The sequence below is a fragment of the Demequina ureilytica genome, assembly GCF_048553575.1.
Classification (GTDB): domain Bacteria; phylum Actinomycetota; class Actinomycetes; order Actinomycetales; family Demequinaceae; genus Demequina.
This window is the reverse complement of sequence record NZ_JBLZIE010000001.1, coordinates 766,857-785,732: the sequence shown is the minus strand read 5'-3', so window position 1 is coordinate 785,732 and position 18,876 is coordinate 766,857. Positions and strand designations below refer to the sequence as shown.

16 protein-coding genes, 2 tRNA genes and 1 other RNA gene are annotated in these 18,876 nt (G+C 66.9%); 6 read left to right on the top strand and 13 right to left on the bottom strand.

All coding sequences use genetic code 11. The features are described 5' to 3' along the window. Positions 1 to 47: 47 nt before the first annotated feature. The 3 genes from ACNI3K_RS03535 to upp all read right to left on the bottom strand — a co-directional run bounded on the left by ACNI3K_RS03535 (position 48) and on the right by upp (position 5,132). The gene (locus ACNI3K_RS03535; protein ID WP_419390470.1) at positions 48 to 1,034 is read right to left on the bottom strand and encodes a ribonucleotide-diphosphate reductase subunit beta; all 987 of its coding nucleotides are present in this window, start codon (positions 1,032 to 1,034) and stop codon (positions 48 to 50) included. Between the two features lie 23 nt (positions 1,035 to 1,057). Continuing rightward, positions 1,058 to 4,018: a ribonucleoside-diphosphate reductase subunit alpha gene (locus ACNI3K_RS03530; protein WP_419391096.1), complete on the bottom strand. Its 2,961-nt coding sequence runs from the start codon at positions 4,016 to 4,018 to the stop codon at positions 1,058 to 1,060. A gap of 472 nt (positions 4,019 to 4,490) precedes the next feature. After that, the gene (gene upp, locus ACNI3K_RS03525) at positions 4,491 to 5,132 is read right to left on the bottom strand and encodes a uracil phosphoribosyltransferase (protein WP_419390469.1); all 642 of its coding nucleotides are present in this window, start codon (positions 5,130 to 5,132) and stop codon (positions 4,491 to 4,493) included. Between the two features lie 80 nt (positions 5,133 to 5,212). On the opposite strand from upp, the gene ACNI3K_RS03520 reads away from it, so the two are divergent. Continuing rightward, the gene (locus ACNI3K_RS03520) at positions 5,213 to 5,680 is read left to right on the top strand and encodes a nucleoside deaminase (RefSeq protein WP_419390468.1); all 468 of its coding nucleotides are present in this window, start codon (positions 5,213 to 5,215) and stop codon (positions 5,678 to 5,680) included. A 72-nt stretch (positions 5,681 to 5,752) separates the two neighbouring features. Further along, a tRNA-Ser gene (locus ACNI3K_RS03515) sits at positions 5,753 to 5,843 on the top strand. Positions 5,844 to 5,902: 59 nt separating this feature from the next. Here the strand turns inward: ACNI3K_RS03515 and ACNI3K_RS03510 are convergent. From ACNI3K_RS03510 to ACNI3K_RS03475, 8 genes are all read right to left on the bottom strand, one after another. Next, a complete protein-coding gene (locus ACNI3K_RS03510; RefSeq protein WP_419390467.1) occupies positions 5,903 to 6,220 on the bottom strand; it encodes a DUF4190 domain-containing protein in 318 nt (105 codons plus the stop codon). Positions 6,221 to 6,300: 80 nt separating this feature from the next. Beyond that, complete coding sequence (locus ACNI3K_RS03505; protein WP_419390466.1) at positions 6,301 to 7,338, bottom strand: DUF4432 family protein; 1,038 nt, start codon at positions 7,336 to 7,338, stop codon at positions 6,301 to 6,303. Further along, entirely contained in the window at positions 7,338 to 8,372 is a 1,035-nt protein-coding gene (locus tag ACNI3K_RS03500) for an ABC transporter permease (RefSeq protein WP_419390465.1), read from the bottom strand. The genes ACNI3K_RS03505 and ACNI3K_RS03500 overlap by 1 nt, the downstream gene beginning before the upstream one ends. Then, a complete protein-coding gene (locus ACNI3K_RS03495; RefSeq protein ID WP_419390464.1) occupies positions 8,369 to 9,412 on the bottom strand; it encodes an ABC transporter permease in 1,044 nt (347 codons plus the stop codon). The genes ACNI3K_RS03500 and ACNI3K_RS03495 overlap by 4 nt, the downstream gene beginning before the upstream one ends. Next, positions 9,405 to 10,919: a sugar ABC transporter ATP-binding protein gene (locus ACNI3K_RS03490; RefSeq protein ID WP_419390463.1), complete on the bottom strand. Its 1,515-nt coding sequence runs from the start codon at positions 10,917 to 10,919 to the stop codon at positions 9,405 to 9,407. The genes ACNI3K_RS03495 and ACNI3K_RS03490 overlap by 8 nt, the downstream gene beginning before the upstream one ends. Before the next feature lie 64 nt (positions 10,920 to 10,983). Then, positions 10,984 to 12,018: a substrate-binding domain-containing protein gene (locus ACNI3K_RS03485; protein ID WP_419390462.1), complete on the bottom strand. Its 1,035-nt coding sequence runs from the start codon at positions 12,016 to 12,018 to the stop codon at positions 10,984 to 10,986. Between the two features lie 62 nt (positions 12,019 to 12,080). After that, positions 12,081 to 12,830 carry a cupin domain-containing protein gene (locus ACNI3K_RS03480; RefSeq protein ID WP_419390461.1) on the bottom strand — a complete coding sequence of 250 codons (750 nt, stop codon included), beginning with the start codon at positions 12,828 to 12,830 and terminating at the stop codon, positions 12,081 to 12,083. Positions 12,831 to 13,029: 199 nt separating this feature from the next. Continuing rightward, positions 13,030 to 14,103, bottom strand: a complete 1,074-nt coding sequence (locus ACNI3K_RS03475) for a LacI family DNA-binding transcriptional regulator (RefSeq protein WP_419390460.1) — start codon at positions 14,101 to 14,103, stop codon at positions 13,030 to 13,032. Between the two features lie 280 nt (positions 14,104 to 14,383). On the opposite strand from ACNI3K_RS03475, the gene ACNI3K_RS03470 reads away from it, so the two are divergent. Beyond that, entirely contained in the window at positions 14,384 to 14,980 is a 597-nt protein-coding gene (locus ACNI3K_RS03470; protein ID WP_419390459.1) for a DUF1349 domain-containing protein, read from the top strand. A 31-nt stretch (positions 14,981 to 15,011) separates the two neighbouring features. Here the strand turns inward: ACNI3K_RS03470 and ACNI3K_RS03465 are convergent, their stop codons facing one another. Continuing rightward, complete coding sequence (locus tag ACNI3K_RS03465; RefSeq protein ID WP_419390458.1) at positions 15,012 to 15,701, bottom strand: LytR C-terminal domain-containing protein; 690 nt, start codon at positions 15,699 to 15,701, stop codon at positions 15,012 to 15,014. 31 nt (positions 15,702 to 15,732) lie between these two features. Further along, a tRNA-Ser gene (locus tag ACNI3K_RS03460) sits at positions 15,733 to 15,820 on the bottom strand. A gap of 63 nt (positions 15,821 to 15,883) precedes the next feature. Here ACNI3K_RS03460 and ffs point away from each other — a divergent pair. From ffs to ACNI3K_RS03445, 3 genes are all read left to right on the top strand, one after another. Then, an RNA gene (ffs, locus tag ACNI3K_RS03455) (signal recognition particle sRNA small type) lies at positions 15,884 to 15,980 on the top strand. Between the two features lie 37 nt (positions 15,981 to 16,017). After that, entirely contained in the window at positions 16,018 to 18,207 is a 2,190-nt protein-coding gene (locus ACNI3K_RS03450; RefSeq protein WP_419390457.1) for a DNA polymerase III subunit gamma and tau, read from the top strand. 22 nt (positions 18,208 to 18,229) lie between these two features. Next, a complete protein-coding gene (locus ACNI3K_RS03445; protein ID WP_419390456.1) occupies positions 18,230 to 18,844 on the top strand; it encodes a DNA-3-methyladenine glycosylase in 615 nt (204 codons plus the stop codon). The last annotated feature ends 32 nt before the right edge of the window (positions 18,845 to 18,876 follow it).

Sequence of the window (18,876 nt, the reverse complement as noted above, 5' to 3'; positions counted from 1 at the left end):
TCGCCCCTGCGCACCACGAGGCCGCCGCCCCGGAGCCTTCGAGGGCTCTACCTCTTCGTCGCCTGTGCGTTGACCTCGTACGAGGTGTTGGTCGCTTCGAAGAAGTTCACGAGCTGAAGCGTGTCGTTCGCGGTAGCCATCCACTTCGCGGGGTTCGACACGTTGTAGTAGGGCTCGAAGCCAAGCTCCTCAAGGCGACGGTCCGCGAGATAGCGGACGTACTGGTTCACGTAGTCGGAGTTGAGTCCGAGGATGCCCTTCGGCAGGAGGTCGCGGTTGTAGGCCTCCTCCATCTCGACGGCATTGATGATCATCTGGCGAATCTCGTCGGCGAAGTCGGGATCCTGAAGATCCTCGTTCTCCTCGAGCACGGTGAGGATCAAGTTGATGCCGAACTGGAGGTGCAGCGACTCGTCGCGGATCACCCAGTCCATGAGCGAGCCGAAATTGCGCAGCAGGTTCCGCTGGCGGAACGACAGCGCGACCATGAAGCCCGAGTAGAACCAGATGCCCTCGAGGATGATGTTGTAGGCCACGAGGTTGCGGACGAAGTCCTTCTTGCCCTCGGTCGTGGAGATGTCGAGAGTCTCCTCCGTCATGCGACGGATGAACTTGACCTCGAACTCCTCCTTGGCAGCCATCGACGGCACGTCCACGTGGGAGCCGTAGGCCTTGTCGCGATCCAACGGGAACGTCTCCAGGACGTACTCGAAGGACATGCAGTGATTCGCCTCTTCCCACATCTGCTTCGCGAGATACAGGTGGCATTCGGGAGCGTTGATGTAGGGGTAGACGCCGAACGCAAGCGCCTTGTTGACGAGCAGCTCGTTCGGGTTGAAGTAGGACATGAGGAAGGTGACAGCGTGCTTCTCCTCCTCCGTCATCTTCCTGAAGTCGGACAGATCCTCACCGAGCTGAATCTCGTTGGGGAACCACGTGTTCGCGACGGCCTGGTTGTACAGGTCCATTGCCCACGGGTAGGTGATGGGCTTGAGCAGCAATCCGTCTTGGATGCCGGTGCCGAGAATGGCCATTTTTCAGTTCCTCTCTGCCAGCACTACTGGCAGGACTCGCACTGGAGCGCTTCCATCGGGTCCACGGGGCAGGCGACTCCGCCCACCACCTCCGCTTCTCCGGTGGGTGACGCATAGGTCTCTTCACTCACATTGAGCACCGCCGCGCCTTCGGGAGCAAACGCAGCGCCCGTCTCGAGGGCTCCGGTGGCCGCAGGTGCCTCCGCGGGCTCGGGCAATGACGTCGGCGGAACGTCTGGCTTCTCCGCCGGCACGGGTGCGAACGCCTGGCTCGACACCGCCGCAAGTACCGAGGCGGGTGCCGTGGCGATGGCGGTCCTCACGGCCTGAGGCTCTGTCTCTGCGGGTGCAGAGGCCGAGCTCTCCGCGACGGGCCCAGGCGCCGATGCGGGTGCCGCCTTCGCTGCCACCGCACCGAAGCCCTTCTTGGCTGGGGCTGCGGACGGGGCAGACTCCGCGGCGACAGCATGCGCCGCTGCGACAGCCTCACCCGACTCGACTGCAGCTGCGGCCGCGGCGTTCGCTGCAGTGGCGTTCGACGCGCCGGCGTTCTTGCGAGCGCCGAAGCCGCGACGCGAGGGGCCGCCGGCAGAGCCGCCGGTCCCGCTCGAACTCGCCTTGTTCATCTTCTCCGTCTTGTTGACGCGCACGGTGGACTGCTCCGCCGTGTGGCGCGGCTTCATGTGGAGGTAGTAGGTGGTCTTGACGCCGCGCTTCCACGCCGCCGAGTACAGCTCCATCATGTTCTCCACGTCGCGGTCAGCGAGGTAGATATTGCGGCTGATCGCCTGGTCGATCCACTTCTGGGCGCGCGCCGCGACCTCGATGAAGGCGTACGGCGAGAGCTGGAACGAGGTCTTGTAGACCTCCTTGAGGTGGTCGGGGGCGTCCTCGAGCTGCGACAGGTCACCCTGCACCTCGAGCAACTGGTCCCGCAGCTGCTCCCACAACCCCAGCTCCTGCAGATCGCGCACCAGGTTCCGGTTGACCTCGAGGAACTTGCCCGAGGAGGTGGCGCGGGAGAAGATCTGCGAGAACTGCGGGTCGAAGCCCGGCGTCGTGCCGGCGACGAGGCCGATCGATGCCGTGGGGGCCACGGCCATCAGCGTGGCGTTGCGGATGCCGCCCTTGACCTTCTCGCGCAGCACGTCCCAGTCCTGGCGGGTGGTGCGGTTGACCTCGATCTCCACGCCACGGTCGGCCTCTGCCTCCGCGATCGTGTCGAACGGCACCTTGCCCTGGGACCAACCTGACCCCTCGAAGTTCGAGTAGGAGCCACGCTCGCGGGCAAGATCGGCCGAGGCGTCGATCGCGTGGTACGAGACGAACTCCATGATCTCGTCGATGAGGTCGTATGCCTTCTCCGACTCGTAGGCGAGTCCCATACGTTCGGTGAGATCGGTGAAGCCCATGACGCCCAGGCCCACGGCGCGGTTCTCGCGGTTCGCGTGCTCGGACTCCGGCACGGAGGACAAGGTGATGTCGACGAGGTTGTCGAGCTGACGCACCGCAAGGCGCGTCGACTTCTCCATGCGGTCCCAATCGATCTTGCCGTCGACGAAGTGCTCGGAGAGGTTCACCGAGGCGAGGTTGCACACCGCGATGTTCTCGCGGTCCTGCGGCAGGCAGATCTCGGTGCAGAGGTTCGAGAGGTGGATCGTGCCGGTGTTGGTGTTGAGGGCACGGTTGTTGATCGTGTCCTTCCACGTCAGCCACGGGTGCGAGGTGGTCTGCAGCATGATCAGGATCGACTTGTACTGCTCACGCGCCTTCATCCTCTTGAAGCTGCGGATCTTGCCCGCCTGGGCGAGCGAGACGTACTCCGCGTACTTGGCCGAGAAGGCGGACCCGGTGAGCTCGACGAGATCCGGTGCCTCGGCGGGGTCGAACAGGTACCAGTCGTCATCGGCCTCGACGCGCTTCATGAACTCGTCGGAGATCCACACGGCGGTGTTGGCGGTGCGGGTGCGGCGGTAGGGGTCGCCGGAGTTCTGACGCAGGTCCAGGAACTGCGCGAAGTCCATGTGCCAGTTCTCCATGTAGAAGCACAGAGCACCGAACTTCTTGCCACCTCGCGACACGGCCCGGAGGGTCGAGTCGATGGTGTGCATGAACGGGATGGGGCCGGTGGAGGTGGTGTTGTTGGACTTGATGGGCGAACCCTCTGAGCGCAGCTTGGTCACCGACAGGCCGATGCCGCCGGTGCCCTTGGTGAGCCACATGACGTCGCGCACGCTCTTGGCGATGTGCTCGATGTCGTCCTCCATCTGCATGACGAAGCAGTTGGAGAGCTGGGGGTATGAGGTGCCGGCGTTCACCAGCGTGGACCCGGCGGGCAGGTAGTCCAGCGCCGAGATCTTCTCGTAGAACTTGATGGCCATCTCGGTGGGGTTGGCCTCGTTGAGCGACAGACCCATCGACACGCGCATCCAGAAGTACTGGGGGACCTCGAGGGCCTTGCCGTGGCGGTCGGTGATCATGTAGCGGTTGCGCATCGTGACCGTGCCGATGTACTTCAGCAGGTCGTCCCGCTCGTGGTCGAGCGCAGCCGCGAGCGCGTCGAGGTCGAAGTGCGTCTCCAGGCGCTTGTCGAGCAGTCCGTCCTCGACCGCGTCGCGCACGTAGCCCGGAAAGCGGGCCTGGTGCAGCAGGGCGAGCTCGAGGTTGGTCTCGTAGCCGCCGAGCACGCGCTTGTAGATGACCTTGCGCAGCAGGCGCGCGGCAACCGTGTCGAAGTGGGGGTCGTCCTTGACGTTCTGGACGGCGACGCCGATGGCGGCCTCGTCGAGCTGCTCGGTGGTGATGCCGTCGAAGAGCGTGATGGCCAGCTCGGACGCGATCTGAGTGGTGATCGAAATCTGGTCGGGCAGGCCCTCGGCAGCACGTTCGATCGCCTTGTTGATCCTGTCCGCGTTGTACGGCTCGCGAGTGCCGTCGCGCTTGGTGACGTGGATTCCCGAGCGGGCGGGATTGGCCTCCGCCACCGCCTCCGCCACGACGTCTCCGTTGACGCCGGACTGGGCCGAGTTCTCTGTGATGGTCACGATTCTCCCCTTGCGTTCAAGCTGCTATGCGAGCAGTACTGCGGGCCTGCGGCCTCGTGGTGTGGTGCTGACTTCTGTGGTGCTGGGGCCGGGGCGGAATCCCCCGTTGGGGACGCCGTCAAGAGCGCGAAGCGTGTGACGACAGTAACCCGAATTACACCGGTGTGCAACAAGATATAGGGGTGAGTTGGGGTGAATAACCCCACATCTTGTGGTCGTGTGGATAAACCTGTGTAAACCCTGTGGACAGCGCGGCGTGTCGTCCACAGGCACCCGCGGTATCTGGGGACGATATGAATTTCGCTGCTCTTGAGCCACCCCAACAGCCTCTCAGGGTGGTCTGACATCGGGGCCGCTCGGCCCCAGACGTGGCGAACGGCGCGGCGCCATAGGAGGCGCGGCGCGCGAGGTGCTACAGGTCGACGATGCCGTACAGCCGGTCGCCCGCGTCGCCGAGGCCCGGCACGATGTAGCCCACCTCGTTGAGGCGCTCGTCGACCTGCGCCACGACGACCTTCACGTCAGCGCGCTCACCGAGGGACACCCGGACGTGCTCGATCCCCTCGGGCGCGGCCAGCAGGCACACGCACGTCACGTCCGTCGCCCCGCGCTCGAGGGCGTACTCGATCGCGGCGACGAGGGAACCGCCCGTCGCGAGCATCGGATCGATGAGGAACACCTGCCGGCCCGTGAGGTCCTCGGGCAGCCGGTTAGCGTAGGTGATCGCCTCGAGAGTCTCCTCGTCGCGCTTCAGCCCCAAGAATCCCACCTCGGCGCTCGGAATCAGGCGAGTCATGCCGTCGAGCATCCCCAGCCCCGCGCGCAGGATCGGCACGATCAGCGGCGCCGGGTCCGCGATCTTGGTGCCCGTCGTCGATGTCAGCGGCGTCTCCACCTCGCAGTCGGTCACCCGCACGTGGCGAGTGGCCTCGTAGGCGAGCAGCGTGACGAGCTCGTCGACCAGCAGGCGGAACGTCGGGGACGGCGTGGTCTTGTCCCGCAGGACCGTGACCTTGTGACGGATGAGCGGGTGGTCCGCGACGTGAAGCTGCATGCCACGACTTTACCGGGCCCGGCGGCCCCGCTGCCCAGCCGCCCAGGCGCGTGAAGCCGATGCGCGGGTAGCCTGGCAGCGTGAGCGACGGGGACCGTATTGACTGGGACAGCGCGATGGGCGAGGCGCTCGCGCTTGCCCAGAGCGCATCGGCCGCTGGGGACGTGCCGGTGGGCGCGCTCGTCCTCGATCCGGACGGAGCGGTTCTCGGACGAGGGTTCAATCACCGCGAGATCGCACACGACCCCACGGCCCACGCCGAGATCCTTGCGCTGCGGGAGGCTGCGGCGACCCGCGGCACGTGGAGGCTCGACGGCTGCACCCTGGTGGTCACTCTCGAGCCATGCGCGATGTGCGCGGGTGCGCTGCTCGCCGCCCGCATCCCGCGCCTGGTGATCGGCGCGTGGGACACCAAGGCCGGCGCGACGGGGTCGCAGTGGGACCTGGTCCGGGACGCGCGCATCGGCGCCAAGGTCGAGGTGATCTCCGGTGTCAGGGCCGCGGAGAGCTCGTCCTTGCTGTCCGCATTCTTCGAAGGCAAGCGCTGATCGCGCCTGCGGCGCCCCTGCGGCCGATGCGCGATTTGGGTTCCACGGTCCGCGACAGGTATCCTCGGCGGCGGTGACGTGTCCGAGCGGCCGAAGGTGCAGCACTCGAAATGCTGTGTACGGTAACCCCGTACCGTGGGTTCAAATCCCACCGTCACCGCCAGATCGAGAGCCCCGAGCTCCCTGCTAGACGCAGGGACCGGGGCTTTCGTCGTTCCGGGGCTACGGCGCAGCGCTCGCCATGGCGTTCCACCACAGCAGCCCGGTGAGAGTGACCACCATGAAGACCATGCCGACCCATCCGACGATCGCTCCGGCCTTCGCGAGACCTTCGCCCTGCTCGCCGCGCTCCCGCGCCTGACGGCGGGCGATGTGGCCAGTGATGATGCCCGCGATCGAGCCCACCACGAGCAGGACGCCTACTCCACCGAGGATGGACAGCACCAGCGACACGACGGCGAGCATATTGGTGGGTGCGGGGGCCTCCTCGCCGGGGTACGACGGGTGCTGCGGCTGCTGCTGAGGGCTGGACGCGGTCATGCTTCACGAGCGTATTGCTCAGGCCCCGGAGGCGGCTCTAGTCCTCCGCCGATGGACTCGGTAGTATCACACGCCGGGAGCTAACGCCTCGGGTTCTCTCTGAGGCCTACGCGGACCACGGTCGTGTAGTGCCTGGACTCTCCGGGTTCGAGCCAGATGACCTCAGCGTCGTTCTCGGCTCGCGCTCGGCCACCATCCCGGGAGGTAGAAGGCTCCACCCCGAGCACATTCACACCGGGGCGCGCATCCCTCCAGAGAAGGAGGAACGGCCACGTCGCCGTGGACTGCTCTATCTCGCACCACGCACCGTCCGCGCCAGTCACGGTGACCGTGGCGCGCGGTCCGGAGAAGGGCGTGCAGTAGAGAACGGTCTCCGGTTCGTCTGCGGAGGATGCGATATCCAGCACCCATGGCAGCGTCGTGGGGGTGCTCGCCACCCGGTCTCGCTCGCCGTCCGGCTCAGCTGTCGCGTTCACCGTAGAGCCCGGGCCTACCAACGGGTAGCCCAGGTTGAGGTGATGGCGAAACATGTGCCCTGCCGGGGAATGTCCCGCGTTCATGACCGTGTCCTCGACCCGAAGCGTCGGTCGCACGGTGCTGGCGACGATGCGTCGCCTGAGACGCAGCGAAGGGCCCCCCAGGGACGTCTCGACCACGTCCCCCGTGATCTCGACACTCAGGTCGGCTCCGTCGACCACCAAGCCCCACCGCACGTTCTCCGCGGGGATGTGGCCCACACGGCCGTGGAGGCCGTGGTGGACGCCGTCCACGTCCGACGGCATTCCGGTCGCGGAGAGGCCGCAGGTCGTGAGCAGTCCCCCGCCAAAGGTGCGTGTCCAACCGAACCCGTGAGGCTCATATCGCGATGACTCCACGGGCCCGCGCAATGCCCGCCAGGCCAGTGGGAGTCCCTTCGCGTCGGCCCAACCCAGGTCCAGAGCTCGGTCGATGAGCACGTCGAACGACACGCCCTGCGGATTGCGGACGACCAGGACGGGCGCACCCCGCCCGGGCCCATCCTCGCGGACGAGTCGCTCGACTGAGATGAGTTGATCGGGCGCACCGACCATGCGACTCAGCTCTGGATCGAGCGCCGCGGAGTCAGCGCCAAACCCCATCAGCTCGCCCCACGGACCTCTCCGGCGGAGGATCGCCGAGCGCCGACCGCCACTGCCGCCGCGAGAACCGTGCCGGTGAGCACGTACTGCCAGTACGAGGCCACACCCAACAGGTTCAAGGAGTTGGCCAGCACGGCGAAGAGCACTGATCCGACGACGGTTCCGAACAAGGTCCCGCGACCGCCTCTCAGGGCAGTCCCTCCGACCACGACCGCCGCGATGACATTCATCTCGAAGCCCATCGCCATGTTGCCCTCCGCCGAGGACAGCCGCCCCGCCATGAAGACGCCCGCGAGTGCAAAGCACATCCCGGCGATGATGAACACTCCGACCTTGGCCCGGTTGACTGGCAGACCAGCGAGCTTTGCCGCGTGCTCGTTCGAGCCGAAGGCTCGGAGAGTACGGCCGAAGTACGTGCGCTTGAGCAACAGGTATGTCAAGAACGCCACCACGACCAGCACAAGGAATGGGATGGGCAGCCAGCCGACCGTGCCTGTGGTGGTGGCGCGGTAGTTGCTCGAGGTGATCGCGACGACGCCGCCGGAGGTCCAGATGAACGCCAGGCCGAGGAACAGATAGAGCGTTCCAAGTGTCGCGATGAAGGGCGCAATGCGCAGGTATGTCACCAGGAGGCCGTTGAGCAGACCGAGCGCCGCGCCGATCAGCAGCGCTAGGCCAATGGCGGCACCGATCGTCGTGCTGGGAAGGACTGTCGCAACGCCGATCGCGCTGACGGCAATCACGCCGCCCACCGAGAGGTCCAACAGCCCGCCGGCGATGAGCAGCGTCATGCCACACGCCGCAAGCCCGACGAACGATGCTTGGAACAGCACATTGGACAGGTTTCCGACGCCCCAGAACGAAGGCGCGGCCCAACCGACGGCAATGCAAAGGACGATCAGGACGACGACGAGATACTGCTGTGAGAGCACGTGGCGGACGTATGCGCCGCGGCTGGCCTTGGCCGGCGCCTCCTCCTCGGTCAGCTCATGCCCGGAATCGGTCCCGGCAGTTGCGATCTGACTGTTCCTCACGAGAGCCTCCCCTGAAGCATGCGCTTGACGGCCGCGCGCTGGGCGCCGTCGATGCTCAGCGCGAACACGAGCAGCGCGCCTAGAGCGACGTATTGGTAGAAGGACGGGACATTGAGCAGGTTCAGGCCCGAATTGATCATTGACAGCAGCAGCGCAGCGACGAACGTTCCGATGATGCGCGGTCGCCCTCCGGCGAGACTCGTCCCGCCCAGCACCACGATCGCGATCACTTGGAGTTCGAGGCCGGAAGAGATGGACCCATTCACTGCACCGAGCTGGCTTGCCAGGAGGACGCCTGCAATTCCGGCCGATGCGCCGGAGACGAGGTAGGCGAGCAGTTGCACTCGGCGCACGCTGATCCCGGAGTCGACGGCCGACTCGGGGCTGCCTCCCACCGCGACGATGTGCTTGCCGACGCGCATGCGGTCGAGGACGAACAGAGCGATGAGGCCGAAGATCACGGCGAGGATGAAGGGCACCGGGATCCCGAGCAGTGTCGTGGTGGACACCGACTTGAAGCTCGTGGAAGCGATCATGATGGGTGCGCCGCCTGTAAAGAGGAGGACCAGCCCGCGGAACACACTGAGGGTGCTGAGAGTGGCGATGAAGCCCGGCACTCTGAGGTGACTCACCAGCACACCGTTGAACAGTCCGAGTCCCACACCGACCGCGATGCCCGCTGCCACACCCGCGAGGGGGCCGGCCGCGTTCACCGTGGCCGCGGCCACGCATGCGGCCAGAGCCTGGGCCGAGCCGACCGACAGGTCGATTCCGCGAATAGCGATCACGACGGTCATGCCGAAGCCGACGATGGCCAGGATGCCCGCGTTGACCAGCATGTTGGTGACGTTCGAGGACGAGGCGAAGTTCGGCACCGCGAACAGCCCGATGAGCAGCACGATGACGAAGGGGATGACCACTCCGGCGTTCTGCAGCAGTCGGCGCCTGCTGTCGGCGCGTCGGGCACGCTCCGCTGATCTCGCGCGCTCGTCCGCGACGAGAGACTCTGCGGCCGTCGTGGCGATGTTGGACTCAGGCATGAGTGGACTCCTCTGCGCTCTGGCCGACGGACGCGCCGACGATGTTCTGCTCCGTGACGTCCTGGCCGCGCAGTTCCGCAATCTTGCGTCCCGCGAAGAAGACCGCGCAGCGATCCGCGATCGCGGCGATCTCGGGTGCGTCCGAGCTCGACACGATGATGGCGACGCCAGACGCTGCGAGTTCCTGGATCAGCTGGTAGATGTCGACCTTGGCGCCGACGTCGACTCCGCGGGTGGGCTCGTTGAGCACCAGCACCGCGCAACCCGACAGCAGAGCGCGCCCGAGGAGTACCTTCTGCTGATTCCCGCCCGAGAGGTTCCCGATGAGTTGACGACCGTGCGGCACACGAATGCGCATGTCCTTGCGCAGGCGCTCGAACTGTTGACGCTCATCACGCACCGCGGGCACGATCCTGGCGAGAAGCGGCAGGGCCGAGCGGTCTCGCGACACCATCGTGTTCTCGGTGACGTCGAGGTGGGGCAGGATTCCGCCGCCTTTGCGATCCTCGCTGAGCATGAAGATTCCATGGCGGATGGCCTCGCGGCTGTTGCGCAGTCGCACCTGTTTGCCATCGACCTGAACCGTGCCAGCGGAGGGCAGGTCTCCGAAGAGTGCGCGCGTCACCTCGGTGCGCCCCGACCCCACGAGGCCAGCCAGGCCCAGGATCTCTCCGCCGTTGACCTTCAGGTCGAACGGGGCCTGGAGTCCCGGGACGCGCAGCGCCGTGACCTCAAGGCGCGCGTCAGACGTCGCTACGACCTCGGCGTCGCGCTCGTACACCTCGGGCTTGCGACCGAGCATGTGCTCGACCAGACCCGCCTCGTCGAGCTCGCTGGTCGGGGCGTGCGCGACGAGTTCACCGTCACGAAGGACGGCCACACTGCCACAGATATCGAAGACCTCGGAAAGATGATGAGAGACATAGATGAGGGCCTTGCCCTGGCTGGCGAGCCTGCGGACGATCTCATGCAGCCTGCGCACTTCTTCGCCGTTCAGCGCCGCCGTGGGTTCGTCCATGATCAAGATGTCGAAGTCGCGCGAGAGCGCTCGTGCGATCTCGACCATCTGGCGATCACCGACCGTGAGCGAGGCAACCGCCCGGTCGGGGTCCAGGTCGAGCCCGAGTTGATCGAGGATGTCCTGAGTGCGCTGCCGCGTCTCGGATGCGCGAATCACTCCCGAACGCGTGAGCTCGTGGCCCAGGAAGACGTTGTCTGCCACTGACAGCTCGCCGATGAGTCGGAACTCCTGGCTCACCACGCTGATGCCCGCCGCCTGCGAGTCGGCCGAGCCTTGGAAGGTTCTCTTCTCCCCGTTGACTCGGATCTCACCGCTCACGGGCTGCTCGATGCCCCCGACGATGCGAATCAACGTGCTCTTCCCGGCGCCGTTCTCACCCACGAGGCCCAGCACCTCGCCGGCACCGACCTCGAGCGACACGCCCTTCAGCGCGCGTACACCTGGGTACTCCTGAACCACGTCCTCGACGTGCAGCACAGCAGACATTGACGTCCCTTCTTGACCGGTGAGACCGGGGTGGGGCGCATGCCCCACCCCGGTCATGACGGACTCAGTCCTGAGCGGACCTCGAGGCGCGGAAGTCCTCCAGGTTCTCGTTGGTGACGAGCTCGACCGGGAAGAAGATCGTCTTCAACTCCTCGTCGTCGTAACCCGAGTAGTCGCCTTCGAGCAGCGCGAGGATCGTCTCCACGGCTTCCATGCCCTGACCATAGGGGTCCTGCGCGACGGTCGCGCTCATGTCACCGGCCTCGATGAGATCAAGCGCCGCGTCCGAGCCATCGAACCCAATGAGGTAGAACCCGTCCTGGACCGACTTGCCTGCTGTCTCCATGGCCCGCTGTGCGCCAATGGCTGACGCGTCATTCGCGGCGTAGATGACCTCGAGGTCCGGGTTGGCCGACAGCATGTCCTGAGCGGCGGCGAACCCGCCGTCCACGGTGTCCTCGCCGTCAAGGCTCGAGACGATCTCGAAGTTGTCGTGAGCCTCGATCGTGGAGACAAACTCCTCGACCCGCTCCTCCCCGACGACCGAGCCTGCGTGCAGCTCGATGACACCGACCTGGTGCGGCCCGTCGGTCTCGCCCAGTTCGTCGATGATGTACTCGGCGGCGAGGGCGCCGCCTTCGGTGTTGTTCGACTGGATGTAGGCGTCGTAGTCGCCGGCGGTGCCGATGTCGGCGATGACGACCGGGATCTTCTCCGCGTGTGCGGCGTCGATCGACTCAGGGAGCGCGGACGGCTGCACCGGCGTGATGATGAGACCGGAGATTCCCTGGTTGATCAGGTCGAGGCTGCCCGAGACCTGCGCCTGCTGATCCGACTTCTGATCGGCGATCAGGATCTCGATGCCTGCCTCCTCGCCTGCGGCCTCGACGCCTGCGGCGTACGACTGCCAATAGGGGTTCTGCAGGTCGTATACCGAGTAGCCGATGGTCAGAGGTTCCTTGGCCTCGAACTCGACCTCGGTGCTGGAGCCGCCAGTGGCGGACCCGGACGTGTCCTCAGGCTCATCGGCGCCGCTTGCACAGGCGGTGAGCAGCATTCCAGTGGCCGCGGCGATCGCGACTGCGGGGAACTTGCGCATCTTCTATCTCCTTTGATGGGTGGTGCGGTGGGTGGGTGTGGATCGTGGTGGATATGGAGTCGTCAGCGAATGACGGTGGCGAGGCGACCCGAGTTCGCGGCCGGCGCGACGAAGGCGTTGTCGTGCAGACCAGCCCAGGAGGGCAATGGGGCGGGCTTGTCGTGGGCGTGCTCCGTGGGCTCGTGACTGAACGTCGACACCTCGCGGACCACCAGCGGCACCCGTGAATCTGCGGGGCACCGGAAGGCGTGGAGGTGCTTGCGGTGCATCACGAACTTGGGGTCTCCCGCGCGCAGACGCACGTAGCTGGTCAACTCGGCGTACGAGTCCTCGCGACCTGACGGCAACGCCACGCCCTCCGGCCATACATCACCGGCCGGCATGGGGCGGAACTCGAGCACGTCCTCGTCCCCCACTGTGACCGGGGTCGGCGAGTAGAAGACCTCCATCTCGCCCATGACGACCTCGTAGCTCTCGGTCTTGCGCTGGTGGAAGTGGGGCGGGCAGAACTTGCCGGGGTGCACGATCATCAACTTGTCGCACAACCCGCCGTACTCGGCATGTGCAGCGCCACCGACCGGGAGCCCATCCACCGCGGCCTCGTTCAGTGACTCGAAGATCACCATGGCCTCGTAGGGGTCGCGCGACCACAGCCCGCGCTCGAACGCCTCGTACTGGTCATCTCCGAAGATGATTCCCGCACTGTCGTTGACCATGTCGGGCGTGACCGGGTACCGCAATGCGAGTGCCAAGCTGGCTGCCTCGTTCATCCACTCGTCGTATTCACGGCGGGTTACGTGGTCACGTGTCACAGCAGCTCCCTCATTGGATATCTCGCGGGCGACGACCCCTTCAGGCGGGAGCGTCTGTTTTGAACCGGTTCATCGTGAACCGGTTCAATGATGCAGGCGCGTGATCGCCGATGTCAAACGTTGCGGGATCACGGTTTGGTCACGGCCGGGAGTCTAGGCATGTCAGCTCGCCGCCCGCGCGCGTTGCGCCATTGCGGCTTCAGAGCGCTTCGCTCCCCTGGCGGACGCTTGAGCGACGAATGATGAGCTTGGGCTCGAACTCGACGTGTTCGCCAGGCTGGCGGCCCGGGGTCTGCAGCAGCAGACGTGCGGCGGCCAGGCCCATCTCGAATCCAGGCTGCCTCACTGTCGTCAGCGGAGGATTGAGCGCAGCGCCGAAGTCAGCGTCGTCGTAGCCGACCAAAGCCACGTCGTCGGGGACGCTGACACCGTGCTCCTGCATGGCGAGCAACGCACCCAGGGCAAGCATGTCGTTCACGCACATCATCGCGCTGACCTGCTGGTCCCCCAGCAGCCCACGGACGGCGGCGGCGCCCTGCTCGACGGTGAGGTCGTCCACGATCACGTCTACCAGCACCTCGGTGGGGTCCAATCCCCGTTCGATCACCGCTCGAGTCGCACCCTCGCTGCGCTCCGCACACCAGGAGATCGAAGAAGGGCCATTCACCAGCGCCACTCGCGTGTGCCCTTGACCCAGCAGATGGCTCATCGCCAGCCGGGCACCTTCCACGTTGTCCAAGCTCACCCACGAGCCGCCCGACCCAGCCGGACGCTCCAGCGAGACCACCCCGAAGCGGCGCTTCTCGAACGCAGCCCACTCGCCGCCTCGGTCCGCGATCGGCGCAATCACGAGGCCGTCGACTCCTTGGCTCTCCAGGACTCTCAACAGGTGAACCTGCCGATCAGAGTCCTGGTGCGTCGAGCCGACCACCATGGTCAGTCCCGCTTGGTCGGCGACCGTCTCGATCCCACGAAGGACCGACGCCCAGAACGGGTTACCCACGTCTGGAATCACCACGCCAATCAACTCTGAGCGGCGACTGCGCAGTTGTCCTGCCGCTCTCGACGGGACGAATCCGAGCGCCAGCATCGCCGCCTCCACCCGGTCGCGGGTCTCTGGCACGACCCGATCAGGGTTGTTCAGAACATTGGAGACCGTCCCGATCGACACACCGGCCAGTGCTGCGACATCTCGCACCCCCGGCGCACGAGCGGGTCGCGTCAACGGGCTCGGCTCTGTCCCCACCGCACCTGCCCCCGTCCGTCGTGTCATCGCTCTAGCGTTCATCGCGCAACCTATGTCGATGGTTCCCCGGGTCGTCGGTGACGACGACCGTTCCAGGGAAGACGGCTCGAATACTACCGTCTGAGATTATGGGCATTCCTTGCGCACAGGGTCCAGTCCGGACGCACATCAGTGCAGAGCGGAAGGACTCGAGCACAGGCCGCCGTCCCGGTGATGGGCCTGGGCACGCGCCTCACTCCGTCTCGATGTACGCCAGTTGACGTGTGAGAGGGTGACCCACACGCTCAGCCATGACATGGGAGACGAGATGACCACAGAGTTGCCGCCATTCTTCTCCGCGGAATCCATCGCGGCATGCGAAAGTGCGCACGCACACGGAGCAGGCGTCGAGATGACGTCGGGCGCGGCGACCGATCTCTTCACTGACCCGGGCAACGGACATGCCGAAGCATCGGCAGCCGTTCTCACTCGCGCCGTGAACGGGCCGAGCTTTCAGTTCTCGGCCCGAGTGCAACCGGGACTCAGGTCGACATTCGATGCGGGCGCGCTGCTGGTGCGGACCGACGACAGCCACTGGGCGAAACTCTGTCTCGAGCAGGCGGTCGATGGTGCGCCGACTGCTGTGTCTGTGGTGACTCGACACCTGTCGGACGATGCTAACGGGTGGTCTCTTCCCGGGGCCGACGCGTGGATGCGCATCAGCCGCGACGGCGAGACTTTCGCATTCCACGTGTCGACCGACGGAGCCGTCTGGAAGCTGCTACGGATCTTCTCCCTCCCCGCCCATGGGTCGGTCGAGATCGGTGTGGTCGCTCAGTCACCGATGGGCGAAGGGTGCTCCGTGGAGTTCACGGAACTCACGCTCCACCCACACGCGCTCAGCGACCCGCGCAGCGGAGCTTAGGTCGCTCGCAGCGGACCCAAACTGCGGGGACTTACTCCTCCGCGGACGGCGAGGGCGAGGGGCTCGCCTCGGCCAACGGGTTCTCGGGAAGAGTGCGCGGCGCGGGCTGCGGGTTGATCAGGTTGACCGGCAGGCACTCTCCGCGCGACGACAGAGTGAGCTCAGGATCGACCTCGGGAGCCAGGAGCTCCCGCAGCTGCGGGTCCTCGCCGAACTGCTCGCCGAGGACCAGGTCCACCGTCACGTCCGAGCGCGTGTCGAGCACCAGGTCGACATCGTCGAAGTGCGTGGCCAAGGTGTAGGCATGGCGCAGACCCTGGACTCCGTAGAGGATCCGCACCTCGCCGCTGTAGTCGCGGCTCCAGTTGGTCGCGTCGACGACCAGGAAGCCGCGACCCTCCAGCGTGTCCGCCGTCGTTCCCGCGAGTCCGGGAAGCCCGGCACCGTTGTTCACGCGGACCACGACCTCTTCGTACGGGAGCGGCACCGCCCCGGAGGGTGCGCAAGCCAGTGTGATGTTCGACTCGAAGTCTCCTGCTGGGGTGTAGAACGCACGATCGAAGGGGCCCTCGACGTCGCCGCGGTACACAGCCGCGGCCGCGAAGGCGGCCGTCACCAACGCGATCAGGGCGATGCCGAACACCACGAACTGGCGTTCCCGGCGGTGCCGACGCACGGCCTTGCGGCGAGCCGGATCGCGACCGGTCTGCGCAGGGTTCACGGGCATCCACCTTGACATGGGCACGGACTACTGGCGGAGGATAGGGGATTCGAACCCCTGAGGGCTTGCACCCAACACGCTTTCCAAGCGTGCGCCATAGGCCACTAGGCGAATCCTCCAAGCCCGACGATGGTACCCGAGCATCGCCGGTCCACCTAAATCGCGTCTGCGGCTAGACTATTTGCGACCCCTCACGTGGCGTCATCTCGCTGAACTCCCCCAGGGCAGGAATGCAGCAAGGGCAGGCGGGCTCTGTCGGGTGCGTGGGGGGTCCTTTCATGCCTGGGCCGCCCAGCGGTCCGGCGATGGAGGGCCGATGCACGTGTCACCGCACGCCACTAGAGTGCGTGGGGTGAGCACAGCCCTGTATCGCCGCTATCGCCCCGACTCCTTCGCCGACGTCGTGGGTCAGGAGCACGTCACCACTCCGCTCATGCAGGCCCTGCGGGCGGACAAGGTCAACCACGCCTACCTGTTCTCCGGCCCGCGCGGGTGCGGCAAGACCACCTCCGCACGCATTCTCGCCCGCTGCCTGAACTGCGAGCAGGGGCCGACGGACACCCCCTGCGGCACGTGCGACTCCTGCGTGGGGCTGGCCCGCGGCGGCGCCGGATCCGTCGACGTCGTGGAGATCGACGCCGCCTCTCACAACGGCGTGGACGACGCCCGCGAGCTGCGTGAGCGCGCCGCGTTCGCACCCGCCCGGGACCGCTACAAGATCTTCATCCTCGACGAGGCCCACATGGTCACCACGCAGGGCTTCAACGCCCTGCTCAAGCTGGTCGAGGAGCCGCCGCCCCACGTGCGGTTCGTGTTCGCCACCACCGAGCCCGACAAGGTCATCGGCACCATCCGCTCTCGTACGCATCACTACCCGTTCCGGCTCGTCCCACCCGCCGTGCTCACCGACTATCTGGGCGAGCTGTGCGTGGCAGAGGACGTCCAGGTCGAGTCCGGCGTGCTGCCGCTCGTGGTGCGCGCTGGCGGGGGCTCCGTGCGCGATTCGCTCTCGGTACTGGATCAGCTCATGGCTGGCTCGGGGCCAGAGGGCGTCACGTACGAACGGGCCATCGCACTCCTGGGCTTCACCGACGCGACGCTGCTCGACGATGCCGTGGACGCGATCGCCGCCGGCGACGGTGCCTCGCTGTTCGATGTCGTCGACCGAGTGATCGGCACCGGCCACGAGCCGCGCCGGTTCGTCGAGGACCTGCTCGAGCGTCTGCGCGATCTGATCCTGCTGTGTGCCGCCGGTTCAGACGGAGTGAAGTCGCTGGGCGAGGTCCCCTCCGACCAGCTCGAGCGCATGAAGGACCAGGCGCGGCGACTCGGGCTGGCGCGCGGCTCGCAGGCCGGGGATCTCGTGAACGAGGCGCTCACGCACATGATCGGTGCCACCTCGCCGCGCCTGCACCTCGAACTGCTGTGCGCGCGCCTCATCGCCGCTCACGGCGCGGTGACCGCGCCTGCGGCGACGGGCACGCCTGGGCCCGATGCTGGGACGGCTCGCGCTGCCGTCGCCGCGGTCCGCGAACAGCCCGACCCAGCAAGGACCGTGCCCGACGCGGCCGCTCCGACTTCGCGTGCGGCAGCACCTGCGGCTTCCGCGCCCCCCGAGGGCGCTCCCCCGTCGAACGACACTGCGCCGTCGAACGAGCCTGCGCCATCGAACGACCCTGCACCATCGAACGACCCTGCACCATCGAACGACCCTGCGCCCTCAGACGAGGTTGCGCCGCCCGAGGAGGTCGCGCCGCCACAACGGTCGGCGTCCCCGACAGCGTCGGCGCCCCGCCAGGATGCTGAACCCGCAACCGAGGTCCCGTCCGCGCCAAGCGCACAGGGCGGCCCCCCGCCCGTCCCCGCGGAACCCGAGGCGGCCGATGAATCGCCCGCCCCTGCCACTGCATCGGCCGCACCGGAGCCGGCGGGCGGGCCGACAGGAGGCGTCGCAGGCGGCGCCGAGGACACCGAGCTGGTGCGCAGGCGCTGGCCCGAGGTGCTGGGAACGCTCGAGCGGCGTCGCGTCACCTGGTCGATGGTCAGCCAGAGCGCACAGGTCACCTCGGTCGAGGCCGGGGTGCTGACGCTCGCATTCGACAACCCCGCACTCGCCGGCCGGTTCGCTGGCAGCACTCACGCAGAGAACGTCGCGCTCGCCATTCGCGAGACACTGGGGCTGCACGTGCGAATCGAGGCCATCACAGACCTGAGCGCAAACTCCGTGCCCGCATCGCCTGCCGGCGCACCGGCCGCTTCCGCTCACTCCGCATCCCCAGTTGCCGTGGCCTCGGCACCCGCTGACAGCGACGCGCGCCCCGCAGGGGCCAGCACGGCCCGGAACCCCAGCGTCCCGTCGGCCACGACGCCGCCCGCGGAGGAGCCGCCGCCGTGGGACGAGCACGACGAGCAGATCTCCCCCGACGACGAGGCCGCGCCCGACTCTCAGCTGACGGGTGCCGACGTCGTCAAGCAGATGCTTGGCGGCACAGTGATCAAGGAGTAGGCGACCCGCCGCTTTCTGTCCGATGCAGCGATCCGACCTGGCGCGCCCCGCGCACGAAGTCGCGCCTGCACTGCTGGGCGCTCGCCTCACCCACGACACCGCCGACGGTGCGGTGACCATCGAGATCACGGAGGTCGAGGCATACTCCGGCGCGATCGATCCCGCCTCGCACTCGCATCGCGGCCCCACGGAGCGCAACCGGGTCATGTTCGGGGAGGCTGGCCACCTGTACGTGTACCTGTCGTACGGCATGCACTGGTGCGCGAATATCGTGACCGGGACGGCGGGGGAGGGCAGCGGCGTGCTGTTGCGCGCCGGCGCCGTAGTGGCTGGCACGGCGCTCGCCCGGGAGCGCCGCGGGCTCAAGGTCACCGACCGCAACCTGGCTCGCGGGCCGGCCTGCCTGGCACAGGCACTTGGCATCGACATCTCACTCAGCGCGGCCGACGTGCTGGGCGGCTCGCCGCTCAGGCTCGAGCCCGGTCGCGCGGTCGAAGCGGGAGGCGTCGCACGGGGTCCGCGCGTAGGCGTGCGGCTGGCGCCGGACCTGCCGTGGAGGTTCTGGATCGCCGGTGACCCCACGGTCTCGGCCTACAAGCGCAACCCCCGCGCTGTTCCTCGGCCAACTGGCTCCTGACAACCCGACTGCGCGGGGGCGCGCCCACGCAT